Consider the following 16,588-nt stretch of genomic DNA (forward strand, 5'->3'; position numbering starts at 1 on the left):
TGTGCCGTGGGGGGCAAATCTGGTCTTATGCGTCGGCTTCTTCTGAGTTTTGCAAAGCACTGCCCACAATTTCAAGCACCTTCTCCTCGGAGAAAGGCTTCACGATGTAAGCCGAAGCACCACTTTCAAGGGCTTCATTCACAATTATTTCTTGTCCCACAGCGCTACACATTACCACCTTCACTGTTGGATTTACCTGGCGAATTCCTTTCAGCACATCAAGACCCGTATTATCAGGCAGAATAACGTCAAGCGTGATCAGGTCAGGGTTGGTGGCACTGGTCATTTCCAGGGCCTGCTGGCCATTTGCGGCCTCTCCTACCACCTCGTAGCCAGCATCAGTAAGCATATTCTTAAGCATCGTGCGCATATAAAAGGAGTCGTCCACGATGAGAATGCGGTTTTTCATAAAAGTAGAATCAGTAGAAGAAAAAGACGGAGAACAAGCAGAACAACAATGCTAACCCTTGTACGGGGGGCCACTTACTAAGATTAGGCTTTTGGTTGAAGCTGCATTATTTCCGTCGGGGTGAGGAGCTTTAGCATATCGAGCACGATAATAATGCGACCGTCCAGCTTGGCAATTCCCTCAATGTATTTGTCTTGAATGTTGGCGTCCTGAATAAACTCGGGCGCTTTCTCAATGATTGAAACCGGAATCGACAACGGCTGCGGTACCTCGCGTACTACTAGTCCAATCGTATAATCCTTCGCCTCAATCGCTAGGGTGTACGTAGTGGCTGGCAGCGGCTCCGTAGCTGAGCGCAATTGAAATCGCTCTTCCAAATCAATAATAGCAATGATATCGCCACGCAAGTTGGCAATGCCTTTCACGAAAGAGGGAGTTTTGGGCATGCGGGCAATCTCTGGAGTAATAGTCACCTCCTTCACTTGCTCAATGCGAATGGCGTACTCTTCGCGCCCCAACCGAAACACAATTAATTGGATAAGCGCTTGCTGCTTAACAACTTTCTTTTCGCTGTTCGATTCTATTTCAGCCATGCACAAGGTTAATATAGACTTGCTACTGCCTGGTAAGACCAGTAGCAAGCCTGAAAATAGTCCTGAGAGGAATTAGTTGGCTTTTGCCTTGGTCCGAGCTTTTGGCGCTTTTTTCTCAGCTCCATTTGACGGCTGCGGCTCCGCTGCTTTTCCATTTACCGGAGCCGGACGCCGCGGTGCGGCTTTCTCAACTGCGGGAGCTTCTGCTAATTTGCCCCCCGATTGGGTTTAGCTGGCTGTTTAGCTGTTGCCGATGGTTGGACAACGTCAGCGCGCCGTACAGGCCGTTCCCGTGGAGGAGTTGGTTTAACCGGAACCGCTTGTCCAGTGCGAGACTGGGTCATCTGATTTAAGCGGTGGCGGCCACGACGTGGCTCTGGCTCCGGTTCTGGCTCCATATATTCCATCAACTGGAAGGCCGACAATCCAACTTGCAGGTCGTCCGCAATATCAGTCAGCTTCTGGCTGGATGCCGTCAACTCCTGCATGGACGTAGATAATTGCTTAGCTGTGCCAGCCACTTGCTGCGTACCCGAAGCAGTTTGCTCCGCAATAGCTACCACTTCCTCCACGTACTTCACTACGTCACCGATGCTGATCTTCTGTACTTCGGTAGCGGTGAGAATGTCGCGGGAAGTGCGAAGGGTTTCGCCGCTGCTCGTCGCAATGTTTTTAAAGGCCGAACTTGCTTCAAATGTCGCGTTTTTACCCTTCAATACGCGGCCTTCCATGGTTGAGATAGCCGTAGCAGCTGAGCTCGTATCCTTTCTTACGTCGTCTACAAGCGTAGCAATCTCACTTGCCGATTTGCGCGAACCTTCCGCCAGCTTACGAATCTCCTCAGCTACTACCGCGAAACCACGACCAGCTTCCCCGGCTCGGGCTGCTTCGATAGCGGCGTTCAGAGCCAGCAAGTTAGTTTGTGAGGCAATATCTGTAATTACTCCCAGCGACTTGCTGATCTCCTGGCTGCGTGTGCTTAGCACTTCAATCGTTTTGGACGTCTGGGCAGCAGCGTTGGATATCTCCTCCATGTTCTTTACCACCTCAGCTACCGTTTTCAGACCTAGTTGAGAAGTTTGCTCACCCAGAATAGCTGATTTGTTCACCACATCAGCTTTACCAGCTGTTTCCTTGGTGGCCTGCATGATTTCCTCAATCAGCTTGAAGGCTTGGTCGGTTTTCAAAGCCTGGTTTTGAGCGCCTTCAGCCATTTGCTGCATGGCCAAAGCCACATCAACCGTTACGCGGCTCATCTCCTGCCCTTTGCCGGCCATTTCCTCCGATGAAGTTCCTACTACCTGCGACGAGTCATTGATTTCACCCAGCAGTTCGTTGAGGTTTTCTACGGCTAGGTTCAACGCATTAGACATTGCCATAATGTCGCCAGCAGTGGGTACTTCTACCCGCTGGGTCAGGTCACCTTCCGAAATGGCTCGCACTACGCGGCTCACTTCCAGAACCGGTGAGGCAATGGATTCAAGCAGCTCATTAAGGGTATCCACCAGTTCTTTCCACGAACCACTCACGCCGCCTACGGTGGCACGTTCGGTCAACTTGCCTTCCACACCAGCCACTTTGGCCACGCGGCTAACTTCTACTGCTAGGCGGTTCAAGTCATCCACCATGCGGTTGATGGTATCAGCTAGTTCGGCTACCTCGCCTTTAGCGTCTAGGGTAAGCTTCTGAGTCAAGTCACCCTGCGAAACGGCCGTTACTACTTTTACCAGTCCCCGCACCTGAGTGGTGAGGTTCGAGGCCATCGTGTTTACGTTGTCGGTTAGGTCTTTCCATACCCCGCTCACACTCGGCACATTGGCCTGACCACCAAGCTTACCTTCCGTACCTACTTCCTGGGCCACCCGCGTTACCTCGCCGGCAAAGATGTTGAGCGAGTCCACCATGCGGTTGATGTTGTCCTTCAAGTCCAATAGCTCCCCTTTTACATCAACTGATACCTTTTGGCTTAGGTCGCCTTTGGCTACGGCGATAGCCACATTGGCAATGTCGCGCACCTGACTGGTCAGGTTCGAGGCCATCGTGTTTACGTTGTCGGTCAACGCTTTCCACGTACCACTCACACTTGGCACATTGGCCTGGCCGCCGAGCTTGCCTTCCGTGCCTACGTCGAGGGCTACGCGGGTTACCTCACCAGCAAACAGGTTGAGCGAGTCCACCATCTGGTTCAGGTTCTGCTTGAGCTGCAGCAGCTCGCCCTTTACATCGACCGTAATCTTCTGGCTCAAGTCGCCTTTGGCAACGGCCGTGGCTACGTTAGCAATATCGCGCACCTGACTGGTCAGGTTCGAGGCCATCGTGTTTACGTTATCCGTCAGGTCTTTCCACGTACCACTCACGCTTGGCACATTGGCCTGACCACCCAGAATACCTTCCGTACCTACCTCACGGGCTACACGCGTTACTTCGCCCGCGAAGATGTTCAGGGAGTCCACCATGCGGTTGATGTTGTCCTTCAAGTCCAATAGCTCCCCTTTTACATCAACTACAATTTTCTGGGTCAAGTCGCCTTTGGCTACGGCGGTAGCTACGTTGGCAATGTCACGCACCTGCAGGGTCAGGTTGGCAGCCATCGTGTTTACGTTGTCGGTAAGCTCTTTCCAGGTGCCACCTACGCGCGGTACGTTAGCCTGGCCACCGAGCTTTCCTTCGGTACCTACCTCACGTGCTACCCGAGTCACCTCGTCACCGAAGATGTTCAGAGAGTCCACCATCTGGTTCAGAATATTCTTCAGCTCCAGAATTTCGCCCTTTACATTCACTGTCATCTTCTGGCTCAAGTCACCCCGAGCAACGGCCGTGGCTACGTTAGCAATATCGCGTACCTGACTGGTCAGGTTCGAGGCCATGTAGTTTACATTGTCCGTCAACTCTTTCCACACACCGGCTACGTTCGGCACCGAAGCTTGCCCACCGAGCTTCCCTTCCGTGCCTACTTCCAATGCTACGCGGGTTACTTCGCCGGCAAACAGGTTGAGCGAGTCCACCATCTGGTTCAGGTTCTGCTTGAGTTGCAACAGCTCGCCCTTCACGTCGACCGTGATTTTCTGGCTCAAATCTCCGCGTGCCACGGCGGTAGCCACATTGGCAATATCGCGCACCTGACTCGTCAGGTTCGAGGCCATGTAGTTTACGTTGTCCGTTAGCTCCTTCCACACCCCAGCTACGTTGGGCACGGAGGCCTGGCCGCCGAGCTTCCCTTCGGTGCCTACTTCCTGGGCCACGCGCGTCACCTCACCTGAGAACATATTCAGCGAGTCCACCATCTGGTTCAGGTTCTGCTTGAGCTGGAGTAGCTCCCCCTTTACATCGACCGTAATCTTCTGCGACAAATCACCTTTGGCAACGGCCGTGGCTACGTTAGCAATATCGCGTACCTGACTGGTCAGGTTCGAGGCCATATTATTTACGTTGTCGGTCAGGTCTTTCCATACGCCACTAACGTTTGGCACATCGGCCTGACCGCCGAGCTTGCCTTCGGTGCCTACGTCGAGGGCTACGCGGGTTACCTCACCAGCAAACAGGTTGAGCGAGTCCACCATCTGGTTCAGGTTCTGCTTGAGCTGCAACAGCTCGCCCTTTACATCGACCGTAATCTTTTGCGTTAGGTCGCCTTTCGCTACGGCGGTGGCCACATTGGCAATATCGCGCACCTGACTCGTCAGGTTCGAGGCCATGTAGTTTACATTGTCCGTTAGCTCCTTCCAAATGCCCCCCACGTTCGGTACGGAGGCTTGGCCGCCAAGCTTCCCTTCGGTACCTACTTCCTGGGCCACGCGGGTTACTTCACCGGCAAACAGGTTCAGGTTGTCAATGGTCTTGTTGATGGTTTCGGCCATCACCTTGAAGTCGCCCGAAACAGGAATCTGGAAGGTCTCATCCAGGTTTCCCTTGGAGATGTTTTTCAGTACTTTACCTACTTCCAATACCGGCACGGCGATGCTATCCATCAAGCCGTTGATATTGTTGATCATGTCGCGCCAGAAGCCTGAGGCATTCTCACCCGAGGCGCGGGCTTTCAGGTTACCCTCTACCCCGGCAACTTTTGAGATGCGCGAAACTTCGCCCCCAACACCCCCGATCATTTCCACCATCGAGTTGTAAGCCTCGGCTATTTCGGCGAAGATGTCGTCGTTCTGCTTGGTCAGGCGCACCGAAACGTCACCTTTCTTAAAAGCATCGAGGGCATATAACACCCGGTTGAGCTGGTCGTTTACATACCCAGGGTCCTGCGTGTCGATTGAGCCGCGCGACCCCCTCTTTACGGGTCAGGTCGTTGTTAGTCCGGATTACGTCAAGGGGTGAAATCGCGCCAGTGTACAACGTTTTACCGGTAGCATTATCCGTCTTACCTGGGGCAGTTGCCGAGGAATTGGAAACCGGAGTGGTGGTTTTGGTAGTCTTACCTGAAGCCATACAAAATGTAGATTGCGAAGCGTGCTAAAAAGGCACTGCTGAAACAAACCGGTGGGTGGACCGGTAGCCAGACTTACAAAGGTAACAAACTGCCGGCTATCGCAGCAATGGAGATGAGCGATCATATAGGATTCGTTCAACCTGCGGTTGATGAACTACTTACCCATAATAATTGCTCTTATACAGTTCTGCCCAGCCTGGGTTTGGGCTTGGAGCCGCGAGGATAATTAAGATAGTATAGGTGACTGGCCGGATTATTCCATCATCTTTGCGGCAAAATTCAACTTTTGCCCCCCATAGGTCGTTTCCTAATTGATACTCACCTGTATTTCGTTGCCAATCCCCTTTATATGATCAAAAATTTAGTCATAGTTGAGTCACCGGCCAAAGCCAAGACCATCGAAGGATACTTGGGTAAGGATTTTATTGTCAAGTCTAGCTTTGGCCATGTACGCGATTTACCGAAGGATAATAACGCTATTGATATTGCGAATGGCTTCAAGCCAACCTATGTGGTTTCAGCCGACAAGCGCGAGATAATTGCCCAGCTGAAGAAGCTGGCGAAAGAGGCGGAAATAGTTTGGTTAGCGAGTGACGATGACCGTGAGGGTGAGGCCATTAGCTGGCACCTTGCTGAGACCCTGAATCTGAGCGACGCCAAAACGCGTCGTATCGTATTCCGCGAGATTACTAAAAACGCTATTCTCAACGCTATTGAATCCCCCCGGGAGATAGACTTAAACCTGGTAAATGCCCAGCAGGCCCGCCGCGTGCTCGACCGTTTGGTTGGCTTTGAGCTATCGCCGGTACTCTGGAAAAAAGTTAAAACGGGCTTATCGGCCGGCCGGGTACAATCAGTGGCAGTGCGGCTGGTTGTCGAGCGGGAGCGGGAGATTAATCAGTTCAAAACCTCTTCCGCCTACCGGGTTACGGCACGCTTTGATGCGGGCCGGGGGGCAATTTTGGAGGCCGAGCTACCAACGCGCTTTAAGACTGAAGCCGAAGCACAGGAGTTTCTGGCTCGTTGTGTGGGGGCCATTTATCAGATTGAGAACTTAGAAAAAGAAGCCGGGCAAACGCTCACCAGCGCCGCCTTTCACTACTTCTACGCTTCAGCAGGAAGCATCCCGCAAGCTGGGTTTCTCGGTGGCCCAAACGATGAGTGTGGCCCAGAAGCTGTACGAAGCTGGAAAGATCAGCTACATGCGTACTGACTCGGTGAACTTGTCGCAGGATGCGCTGGCGGCGGCTCAGGTTGAAATCAGCCGGGCTTATGGTGAAGAATATGCGCACAAGCGGCAGTTTAAAACCAAGTCAGCCTCAGCTCAGGAAGCCCACGAAGCTATCCGACCAACCGATTTTGCTTTGGTAAAAGCAGGCTCTGACTCCCAGGAGCAACGCCTCTACGACCTAATTCGCAAGCGGGCACTGGCCTCGCAGATGGCCGACGCAACGGTAGAACGTACCGTGGCCACTATCGGCATCAGCACGCAGCCGGGCACTACGCTTACGGCTACTGGTGAAGTAATTACCTTCGAGGGTTTCCTGAAGGTGTACAGCGAATCGAAGGACGACGAGGAAGAAGACGGTGATTCCTCCTTCTCTCGTGGCTTGCCTCCCCTGACGGTAAGCCAGCAGCTGCCTTTACAATTGCTGCGTGCTACGGAGCGCTATGCTCAGCCGCCCGCTCGCTACACGGAAGCCTCGCTAGTGAAGAAATTGGAGGAAATGGGCATTGGCCGTCCTTCGACCTACGCGCCTACCATCAGCACGATTCAGAAGCGCGGCTACGTAGAAAAAGATACCCGCGAAGGCAAAGAGCGCAAGTTTCGGGTGCTTACGCTGGAAGGCGAACAGGTAGTAACGGAGGTAAAAACCGAGACTTTCGGGGCAGAGAAAGCCAAGATGTTCCCGACCGACACCGCCATGGTGGTCAATGACTTTCTGGTCGAGCACTTTCCTATTATTATCGACTACCAGTTTACGGCCAAAGTTGAGGGTGAATTCGACCTTATTGCCAATGGACAGGAGAAGTGGGGTGATATGCTTTCTAACTTCTACGGCGCGTTTCACGAGACCATTGAGCGAGGTAAGGATATTGAGCGCAGCACGTTGGGCTCGAACCGCGAGATTGGCATTCATCCTGAAACTGGCCAGAAATTAACGGCCCGTCTGGGTCGCTATGGTCCTTATGTGCAGATTGAGCCGCTAGAAGGGTCGGAGGAGAAAGCCGTGTACGCAAGCCTTCGCAAAGGTCAGTTCATTGAGAATATTACCCTGGAAGAAGCGCTTGATTTGTTCAAGCTGCCGCGCATCGTGGGGCAGTTTGAGGAGAAAGATATGACGGCTTCTCTTGGTCGTTTTGGCCCTTACATCCGCCACGACAGCAAGTTTTACTCGCTTACCAAGGAGCAGGACCCGCATATCATCACGGCTTCGGAAGCCATTGAGCTCATCGAAGCCAAGCGTAAATCGGATGCGGAGCGTCTGATCAAAAACTTTCCGGAGCGCGAGGATGTGCAGGTGCTCAATGGTCGCTTCGGTCCTTACATAGTGGTGGGCAAGAAGAACGTGAAGATTCCGAAGGGCGAAGAGCCGCAGGACCTCACGCTGGAGCGCTGCCTAGAGCTGGCTGAGCTGACACCGGACAAGCCCGCTAAAGGGGGCCGCTTCGCCAAGAAAACGCCCGAGAAAACAGCGGATGAGCCAGCTACGCCTAAGAAAAAGCCCGCCGCGAAGAAGCCCGCGGCTAAAAAGGCCACAACAACAAAGAAAGCTGCTCCCGCCAAGAAGGCAACTGCTAAGGCTAAGTAAGTAACTGATGTTACGCACGGAGTAGGCCAAGTTGGTGGTACATGGCTTTGAGGCCCACGGCGTAGAGCTGGGCTTTGAGGCGAAAATGGCCCATCCCACACTTGAGTTTGAGTATCTCGAGCTTGGTGTAGGCCAGCACGGCCGCGAAGAAATGATTGGCCTGCGTGGTCAGGGTTTTGGTGGGCGATTTGCCCATGGAGGCATTCTGTTTGAGCGATTTATGATATTCTTCCACTTTCCACCGTCTCTGGTAAATCGCAGTCAACTGGGCCTGGTTCAAGTCGGTGTCGCTGCTGACCAGATATAACACGCCCTGGCTGCCGTCTTGGTTTGTCAAGACGTGCCTGCTCACCAGCACCGCCTCTTGGACGGCCCGCAAATAGACCCGCAGGGGCTGCGTATCGGGAAACACCAGCGTTTGCACGGCCTGAAACTGGCCTTGCGCCCGTGCCGCTTCGCTCAGGGCCACGGTGCGGGAGGATTCGAGGGCAAAGACGAAATGGTGGCCCAGGGCTCGCACCAAGCTCATGTTCTCGGCCGAGGCATACCAAGTATCGGCCAGCAGGTAGCGGTAAGCCACTTGTTGCTGGGCCACGCGCAGCATCTGCTGCAGGTACTCGTTCTTGGTAAAGGCACTTTGATAGCTGGTTTGCTGGGTCTTGGCATGGTAGACCGGGACCGTTTTGCGCACCAGCTCGACGGCCAGCGGCAGGGCCAACTCGCCGGCCTGGTAGAGCAGGCTGACGAAATTCAAGCCCTTCACGTAGCGCTGCTGGCTGTGGTCCCAGTGGGTGCAAATCAGCTCGTTGGCAGCGGTATGGGCCTTTTCCAGAATCGAATCGTCGACGATAAGCACCGCAAATTCCTCGGCTCCACGCTGGGCTTCGGCCTGGCGAATCAGCGGCTTGGCCGCTCGCCAAATAGCGGCCGAGCCCCACGCGGTGCTGCTCAGCCAGCGCGTGATCTGGTCGTGGCTCAAGGCCCCGTCTACCAGGCGCGACAAGCCCGTGGCCGTTGTCGGACCCGTCGAACTCAACAAATAATCCGTGTACAAGTCCAGCGTGCAAGTCGTCATAAGCGTAGTAAACGGGCAGAAGCCGACTCTGACTGCGTAACAGCAGTAAGTAACCAATCCAAAGCACACAAAAAAGCCCTCCAGAACTACTCTGGGGGGCTTTTTATTGGTACAAGATTTTATTCACCCAGACGCTGTCGGAGGCTTTGTACTTCACGCTCCAACTCTAAGTTGCGAAAGGTGACCTTCATTTCTAAATCCGCGTACGAGCGCTCTAACTGTTGCTGAAGTTGCTTTTGCTCCTGAATATCAGTGCAGGTACCAAACCATTGCTGGATTATGCCTTGCTCATCGCGGCGGGGCAAGGCCTGACCCAAAAACCAGCGGTACGAGCCGTCTTTGGAGAGAAAACGATATTCGATTTCGTAAAACTCGCCGCTGGCTAATGATCGATTCCACCGCTCACGGGCGCGTTGGCGGTCATTGGGGTGCAGCAGGTTATTCCACATTTCGCTGCCCTGGCTTTGCTCCACGTTATAGCCTGTAAAATCAATCCAGCGCTGGTTGAAGTAAGTGTGGTAGCCGGTAGGGTCTGTAATCCAGACTAGTTGAGGAATCAACTCAGCTAGAAAGCGGAATTGCTGAGCGTTAAACTGGGTATCAACAGATGTCATAAATGAGAAACTAGCGAAAAAACGAAATCAGGGTCGGGCAAGCTCGATTTCCATGCCCGACTGAAAATAAAGGCTAAGCTGACTTTGGGCTCCATCGGTGGAGCGGCGCAGGCGCGTAACCAAAGCCCGCGTTTCTTCCCGTGCTAAGTGTATCTGCAAATAAGGGCGGCTTAGCAAACTATCACGCTGTACTGTCCATTGGCCCTTGTCTTGCTGTGTGGGAGCTTGCACATGCATCAGGCCAGGCTGCAATTGCAGGTGGGTAGCCTGGGCCAAAGTGGAGCCAGGGTCGTTGTGATTCAGCACCCGATCGGCCACCCGCCAGTTGCCGTTAAGGTATTCGTCGGGCAACTGCTGCAGGTTAACATCAAACAAAAGATCGATCATAAGGCAGGCAGGCAGATCGGAGGGGCAGCAAATTTACTAATGCCATTTTAATCTGAATAGAGATTGAAAGGATAGCCGATGCGTGCAGAGCAGTAGAAATTGGAGTTAATACAAAGTGCAAACCCCTGACCGCACAGTTTGATTTCAACTACAATCAAATTCAAACATTGACCCTAGTAGGAAGTAGCTTAAGAACGTCTCTTACCAATATTTTGGGCACCACTTTACTTCTGGCTCTTAACTACATACGAACCAAAATGCACAGTATTAAGAATCATTATTATTGAAATATTTATAAAAAAGATAAACTAAAGCACATTCGCCTTATTGATTAATAATCCGAAGAAGGCTATTTAATCACAAGGTGGCTGGCTGGCCTTTTTATGATGATTGTTCGTATTTACGTGCGATTCCTTCACCCGACAACCCTGCTTTACCCGTGTCGAAAAAGATAGTAGTGCTCACCGGCGCTGGCATCAGTGCCGAGAGCGGCTTGGCCACCTTCCGCGGTGCCGATGGCCTTTGGGAAGGTCACCGCATCGAGGACGTAGCCTCGCCCGAAGGCTGGGCCCGCAACCCTGCCTTGGTTCTCGACTTCTATAATCAGCGCCGGAGCGCTGCCCGCCAGGCTCAACCCAATGCTGGCCATCGTGCCTTAGTAGCCCTGGAAAACAGCTACGAGGTGGTCATTGTAACCCAAAACGTGGACGATTTGCACGAGCGCGCGGGCAGTAGCCGGGTTATTCACTTGCATGGGCAACTATTTCAGTCGCGCAGCACCCGCCACGAGGAGCTGGTGTACCCAATGACCACAGACCGGATTGAGCTGGGCGAGCTGTGCGAAAAAGGCCACCAGCTGCGACCTAACATCGTGTGGTTTGGCGAGCAGGTGCCGCTGATGGAGTTGGCGATGGACGAAGCGGCCACGGCCGATATTTTCCTGGTTGTGGGTACATCCTTGCAAGTATACCCGGCGGCGGGGCTAGTCCAATTTGCCCCCCAAGGTTGCCCCATCTACATCATTGACCCGCATCAGCCCCCGCTCACGGCCCGCCCCAATCTGCATTTTATTACCGAGCCGGCCAGTACCGGCGTGCCGCGGGTGGCGCAGGCACTGCTGGCGCAGTAAGGTTTCTTATTCATTCTCAGCTAAATAACCGGGAAGTCCCGTATCAGCCGGCTTGGGGGGCATTTTTTCCAAGGTGGCGGCGCGACACCTAACGGTTCGGGCGGGGTTGCGGACGCTTCAGGTTCGCCAGGCGACGCTTCGCCCGAATTTGCGTTCTGGGGGGCTTTTTTGTTTTTCACCTTTGGCTTATTCATTAAGTGCCAAAGGCTATGCGATACTGCTTCTTTTTTCTGCGACTACTGAGCATCGTTGCTGCCTTCGGGCCAGCGGCGCAGGCTCAAACCCCACTCTCTACCCAAACCGTGCGCGGCACCATCCTCGACGCGACGGCCAAAGCGCCCATTATCGGGGCTACGGTGATAGTACTTGGCGTGGAGCCAGCCTTGGGCGGCAGCACCGACGCCGATGGGCGCTTCCGGCTGCCGGGTGTGCCGGTGGGCCGGGTGAAATTGCGCGTGACCAGCATTGGCTACGAAGACCTGCTGCTCAACGAAGTAACCGTAACGGCGGGCAAGGAAGTGGTGCTCAACCTGAGTCTGACTGAGCGGCTGACCAAGCTCAACGAGGTGCAGGTAACGTATCGGCGCAGCGAAGACCGCACCGTGCCCAACAACGAAATGGCTACCGTCTCGGCCCGGCCCTTCTCCCCCATTGAGGCCAACCGCTACGCCGGGGCCCTCGGCGACCCGGCCCGCATGGCCCAGAACTTCGCTGGCGTGAACAGTACCAACGACACCCGCAACGACATCGTAGTGCGCGGCAACTCGCCAGCCTCCCTGCTGTGGCGGCTGGAAGGCGTAAACATTCCCAACCCCAACCACTTCGGCTCGCAAGGCACTACGGGTGGGCCGGTGAGCTTGCTCAACAATAACCTGCTAGCCAAGTCCGATTTTCTGACCGGCGCTTTCCCGGCCGAGTACGCGAATGCGCTGGGCTCGGTGTTCGATTTGCGCCTACGCAAGGGTAACGACGAGAAGCGCGAGTTTCTGGGCCAGCTGGGCTTCAATGGTATTGAAGTGGGCGCGGAAGGGCCGTATAGCAAGAAGTCCAAAGCCTCTTATCTGATTAATTACCGTTACTCGATTTTCTCTTTGCTCAAGGCCGTGGGCTACAACATTGCCGGCACGCCGGAGTACCAGGATTTTACGTTCAAAACCGATGTTCCGGTGGGCACGCGCGGTACGTTCAGCGCCTGGACGCTGGCTGGGCGCAGCAACATCACGTTTCTGGGCAAAGACGTGGACTCGACTACGGCCGACGTATACGGCGACGAAAGCCTGAACTCACGGCCCAAATACAGCACAGGCATCGCGGCGGCTAGCTACGAGCATCGCCTAAGCGACCGCACCGTAGGTCGGCTCACGCTTTCGGCCTCGCGCACCACCCAGCAGTTCGACGCGGACACGATTCTCTACCGCACTGGGCGCACCGTAGAGGCCGAAATCCCGGCCGAGCGCAACAAATTTACGCAGGAGAAACTGTCGGCGAACCTGATGGTCAGCCACAAGCTCAGCGCCCGCGACAACGTGACGGCCGGCGTTATCGTGGACTTGCTGCGCTACGATTACCTCGGTGTGCAGCTATACCCCACCCCCTATACCGAGCGCGACGCCGACGGCAATACGGCCCTCACGCAGCTCTACGGGCAGTGGAAACACCGCTTCACCGATCAGCTCACGCTCAACGCCGGAGTCAGCGCCTCGCGGTTTGAGCTGAACGGCAGCACGGTGGTGGAGCCGCGGGCCGGCTTGCAGTACCAGCTCACGCCCAGCAGTACTATCAGCGCGGCATATGGTCTGCACAGCACCTTGTCGCCCCTGCTCACTTATTTCTACCAAAGCCAGCAGGCTGATGGCTCTTACTTGCTCACGAACAAAGACTTAGGCTTTACCCGCAGCCACCATTTCGTACTGGCCTACGACCGCCAGCTTACCGACAACCTGCGCCTGCGGGCCGAAGGCTACTACCAACGCCTGTTTGACGCGCCCGTGGAGCGTACGCCCAGCTACTTTTCCGGCCTGACGGAAGGGGCGGACTTCGCACCCACCAACAAAGGCAACCTCGTAAACGAAGGCACCGGCCGCAACTACGGCGTGGAGCTGACCCTGGAGCGGGCCTTCGCTCAGGGCTACTATCTCCTGCTCACCAGCTCTATTTTCGATTCCAAATACGAGGGCAGCGACGGAGTGGAACGCAACACGCCGTTTAACACGCGCTACGTGGCTAACGCTCTGGTGGGCCGCGAATTCCGGGTGGGACGCCGGGGCAACATTTTCACTGTTAGTCTGAAAGCGGCCACCACCGGCGGGCGCTACATTACGCCCATCAACTACGAAGCGTCCAGTCAGGCCCGCACCGCTGTTTTCCAGTACGACCGGGCTTTCAGCCAGCAGCAGGACCAGTATTTCCGAGCCGACGTGAAACTGGGCTACAAAATCAACCGGGCGCGGCTGACCCACGAAATAGCAGTGGATTTGCAGAATGTGAGCAACAACGAGAACGTGTTTCAGCAGGCTTACAACCCGCGCACCAATCAGATTGGTACGGCTTACCAGCAAGGCTTTCTACCGGTGCCGTTTTATCGGCTGACGTTTTAAAATGAGGAGCCAGGAGCTGGGAGCTGGGATTAGAGCTTCAGACTCTTGGCTTTCACCTCTTATTTCACAGCTCCCAGCTCCTGGCTCCTATCTTCTACCTCCTAGCTCCTCCCCCGCCATGTTGCCGTTTTTTCTACGCTTACAACGCTTGGGCGCGGTGCTGTTGAGCGCTGGATGGGCAAACACAGCAATTGCTCAAGAGCCGGCCGCGCCGGTCCGAGCTGCTTCGCCGGCTGTTGAGCAGATAACACTCAGTGGTTTCCTGCGCGACGAAAACGGCGAAGCGTTGGTGGGAGCTACCATCGTCGTACAGGCCCTGACCGTGGGGGCCAACACCGACGAAAAGGGCTTTTACTTACTGCCACTGCCCAAAGGCACGCACGTCGTGACCTACACATCTCTCGGCTACGCGCCGCAACAGGTGACGCTGACGCTGACCGGCAACTTCACGCGCACCGTACGGCTCCGCGCCCAGGGGGTGCAAACGGGCGAAGTCGTGGTGCGCGGCAGTCGGCCCGACGACAACGTGAAGAGCACCGAGATGGGCGTGAGTCGGCTCGATATGCGAACTATCCGGCTAGTGCCAGCTTTGCTGGGCGAAGTGGACGTGGTGCGCAGCATCTTGCTGCTGCCGGGCGTGAGCACCGTGGGCGAGGGTGCGACCGGCTTTAACGTGCGCGGCGGCGGCATTGACCAGAATCTGGTGCTGCTGGATGAGGCCCCGATTTATAACAGCTCCCACTTGTTCGGCTTGTTTTCGGTGTTCAATCCCGATGCCGTGCGCGACCTTAAGCTGGTGAAGGGCGGCATTCCGGCCCGGTATGGTGGGCGGCTGTCCTCGCTGCTGGACGTACGGCTGAAAGAAGGTAACACGCAGCGCTTTGGAGCTACGGGCGGCATCGGTTCCATCTCTTCGCGCCTGGCGGTGGAAGGCCCGCTAGTGAAGGATAAAGCTTCGTTCGTGGTAGCCGGGCGGCGCTCCTACGGCGACTTATTTCTGAGGCTAATTCCCGAGCAGCGCGACAACACGGCCTACTTCTACGACCTCACGGCCAAGGCCAACTATCAGCTGGGGGGCAAAGACCAGCTGTTTTTGTCGGGCTACCTGGGGCGCGACGTGTTCAACTTCGGCCGGGAGTTTGAAAATAACTTCGGCAACCGCTTCGCTACTGCCGGCTGGCAGCACACGTTCAGTCCGCGCCTTTTTGCTACCCTCACGGGCACCGCCAGCCAGTACGACTACAACCTGGGCGTGCCCGAGGGAGCGCAGGGCTTTGACTGGAAATCCAGCATCGTGAGCTACAGCGGCAAAGCTGATTTCCACTATCAATTTGCCCCCCAGAGCACCGTCAACTTCGGCGCGGGTCTCATTCGCTACAACTTCGTGCCCGGCACCGTGCGGCCCACCGACCCGGCTTCCATCTTCCGACCCCTCGACTTGCAACAGCAGCGGGCCAACGAATACGCCGTGTATCTGGACCACGAGCACGCGTTTTCGCCCAGCTTCTCGGCTCAATACGGCCTGCGCGTCACTGCCTTCGACCAGCTAGGCGCAGGCACCGTGTATGACTACGAAGGCGTAAACGGCCGCCAGAAAACGCCCGTCAATCCGCGCGAATACCAGTCGGGCGACGTTATCAAGCGCTACGCTAACCTAGAGCCGCGGGCCTCGGTACGCTACTCGCTTTCGGAAGCCAGCTCGCTGAAAGCCAGCTACAATCGCATGGTGCAGTACATTCATCTGGTGTCAAATACGACGGCCTCCTCACCTCTGGACGTGTGGACACCGAGCACCAACAACGTCAAGCCCGAACGTGCCGACCAAATAGCGGTGGGCTACTTCCGCAATTTCCGGGGCAACACTTACGAGGCCTCGGTGGAAGTGTACGGCAAGACGATGGACAATCAGGTAGACTACATTGATGGGGCCAATACCTTACTTAACGAATACCTGGAAGCCGACCTGCTCTACGGCCGGGGCCGGGCCTACGGAGCCGAGTTTTATGTGAAGAAAAACGAGGGCCCACTCACGGGCTGGGTGAGCTACACGCTGAGCCGCTCGGAGCGAAAAATCAACGGCATCAACAACGGCGAGTGGTACGTGAATAAGTTTGATAAAACCCACTACCTGGCCCTGGTGGGCATTTATGCGCTGGCCCCACGCTGGACCCTGTCGGGCACTTTCAATTACAGCACCGGCATCGCGGCCACCTTCCCCGATTCGCGCTTCGAGTACCAGGGCCTCATCATCCCAAACGTGAATGGCAACGTGCGCAACAACTACCGCGTGCCCGCCTATCACCGCCTCGACCTGGCCGCCACCCTACAAGGCCGCAAAGGACGCGGCCCGCGCTGGGCGCCAGTCTGGGAAAGCAACTGGGTATTTTCGATCTACAATGTGTACGGCCGCCGCAACCCATACAGCATCTACTTCCGTCAAAATGAAGACCGACCTGGCCAGACGGAAGCGGTGCGGCTGGCCGTGTTCGGGTCGGTGGTGCCGGCGGTGACTTACAATTTTAGCTTTTAGCTGCCT

The 16,588-nt window shown here is 55.4% G+C and carries 9 protein-coding genes and 1 pseudogene; 4 read left to right on the plus strand and 6 right to left on the minus strand.

The window, feature by feature from the left end:
• Positions 1 to 25 precede the first annotated feature (25 nt).
• The 3 genes from MKZ35_RS22120 to MKZ35_RS22130 all read right to left on the minus strand — a co-directional run bounded on the left by MKZ35_RS22120 (position 26) and on the right by MKZ35_RS22130 (position 5,216).
• Entirely contained in the window at positions 26 to 409 is a 384-nt protein-coding gene (locus MKZ35_RS22120) for a response regulator (protein WP_482515386.1), read from the minus strand.
• A gap of 83 nt (positions 410 to 492) precedes the next feature.
• Entirely contained in the window at positions 493 to 1,002 is a 510-nt protein-coding gene (locus MKZ35_RS22125; RefSeq protein WP_482515387.1) for a chemotaxis protein CheW, read from the minus strand.
• A gap of 206 nt (positions 1,003 to 1,208) precedes the next feature.
• Complete coding sequence (locus MKZ35_RS22130) at positions 1,209 to 5,216, minus strand: methyl-accepting chemotaxis protein (RefSeq protein ID WP_482515388.1); 4,008 nt, start codon at positions 5,214 to 5,216, stop codon at positions 1,209 to 1,211.
• Between the two features lie 570 nt (positions 5,217 to 5,786).
• On the opposite strand from MKZ35_RS22130, the pseudogene topA reads away from it, so the two are divergent.
• Positions 5,787 to 8,250 (plus strand): annotated as a pseudogene (gene topA, locus MKZ35_RS22135) (type I DNA topoisomerase).
• 10 nt (positions 8,251 to 8,260) lie between these two features.
• On the opposite strand, the gene MKZ35_RS22140 reads toward topA, so the two are convergent.
• The 3 genes from MKZ35_RS22140 to MKZ35_RS22150 all read right to left on the minus strand — a co-directional run bounded on the left by MKZ35_RS22140 (position 8,261) and on the right by MKZ35_RS22150 (position 10,326).
• The gene (locus tag MKZ35_RS22140; protein ID WP_482511431.1) at positions 8,261 to 9,325 is read right to left on the minus strand and encodes an IS701 family transposase; all 1,065 of its coding nucleotides are present in this window, start codon (positions 9,323 to 9,325) and stop codon (positions 8,261 to 8,263) included.
• A gap of 119 nt (positions 9,326 to 9,444) precedes the next feature.
• Positions 9,445 to 9,939, minus strand: coding sequence for a PAS domain-containing protein (locus tag MKZ35_RS22145; protein WP_482515389.1), 495 nt, complete (start codon positions 9,937 to 9,939; stop codon positions 9,445 to 9,447).
• A gap of 27 nt (positions 9,940 to 9,966) precedes the next feature.
• Positions 9,967 to 10,326, minus strand: a complete 360-nt coding sequence (locus MKZ35_RS22150) for a hypothetical protein (RefSeq protein WP_482515390.1) — start codon at positions 10,324 to 10,326, stop codon at positions 9,967 to 9,969.
• Positions 10,327 to 10,765: 439 nt separating this feature from the next.
• Here MKZ35_RS22150 and MKZ35_RS22155 point away from each other — a divergent pair, with 439 nt between their 5' ends.
• The 3 genes from MKZ35_RS22155 to MKZ35_RS22165 all read left to right on the plus strand — a co-directional run bounded on the left by MKZ35_RS22155 (position 10,766) and on the right by MKZ35_RS22165 (position 16,582).
• Entirely contained in the window at positions 10,766 to 11,455 is a 690-nt protein-coding gene (locus MKZ35_RS22155) for an SIR2 family NAD-dependent protein deacylase (protein WP_482515391.1), read from the plus strand.
• Between the two features lie 209 nt (positions 11,456 to 11,664).
• On the plus strand, positions 11,665 to 14,052 hold the full coding sequence (locus tag MKZ35_RS22160) for a TonB-dependent receptor (RefSeq protein WP_482515392.1): 2,388 nt from the start codon (positions 11,665 to 11,667) through the stop codon (positions 14,050 to 14,052).
• Between the two features lie 118 nt (positions 14,053 to 14,170).
• Positions 14,171 to 16,582 carry a TonB-dependent receptor gene (locus tag MKZ35_RS22165; RefSeq protein ID WP_482515393.1) on the plus strand — a complete coding sequence of 804 codons (2,412 nt, stop codon included), beginning with the start codon at positions 14,171 to 14,173 and terminating at the stop codon, positions 16,580 to 16,582.
• The last annotated feature ends 6 nt before the right edge of the window (positions 16,583 to 16,588 follow it).

This window comes from Hymenobacter sp. R533113, assembly GCF_056835965.1.

Coding starts and splice junctions, on each gene's coding strand:
- MKZ35_RS22165 (WP_482515393.1), top strand. CDS start 14,171: ATGTTGCCGTTTTTTCTACGCTTACAACGCTTGGGCGCGGTGCTGTTG.
- MKZ35_RS22150 (WP_482515390.1), bottom strand. CDS start 10,326: ATGATCGATCTTTTGTTTGATGTTAACCTGCAGCAGTTGCCCGACGAA.
- MKZ35_RS22125 (WP_482515387.1), bottom strand. CDS start 1,002: ATGGCTGAAATAGAATCGAACAGCGAAAAGAAAGTTGTTAAGCAGCAA.
- MKZ35_RS22120 (WP_482515386.1), bottom strand. CDS start 409: ATGAAAAACCGCATTCTCATCGTGGACGACTCCTTTTATATGCGCACG.
- MKZ35_RS22145 (WP_482515389.1), bottom strand. CDS start 9,939: ATGACATCTGTTGATACCCAGTTTAACGCTCAGCAATTCCGCTTTCTA.
- MKZ35_RS22140 (WP_482511431.1), bottom strand. CDS start 9,325: ATGACGACTTGCACGCTGGACTTGTACACGGATTATTTGTTGAGTTCG.
- MKZ35_RS22160 (WP_482515392.1), top strand. CDS start 11,665: ATGCGATACTGCTTCTTTTTTCTGCGACTACTGAGCATCGTTGCTGCC.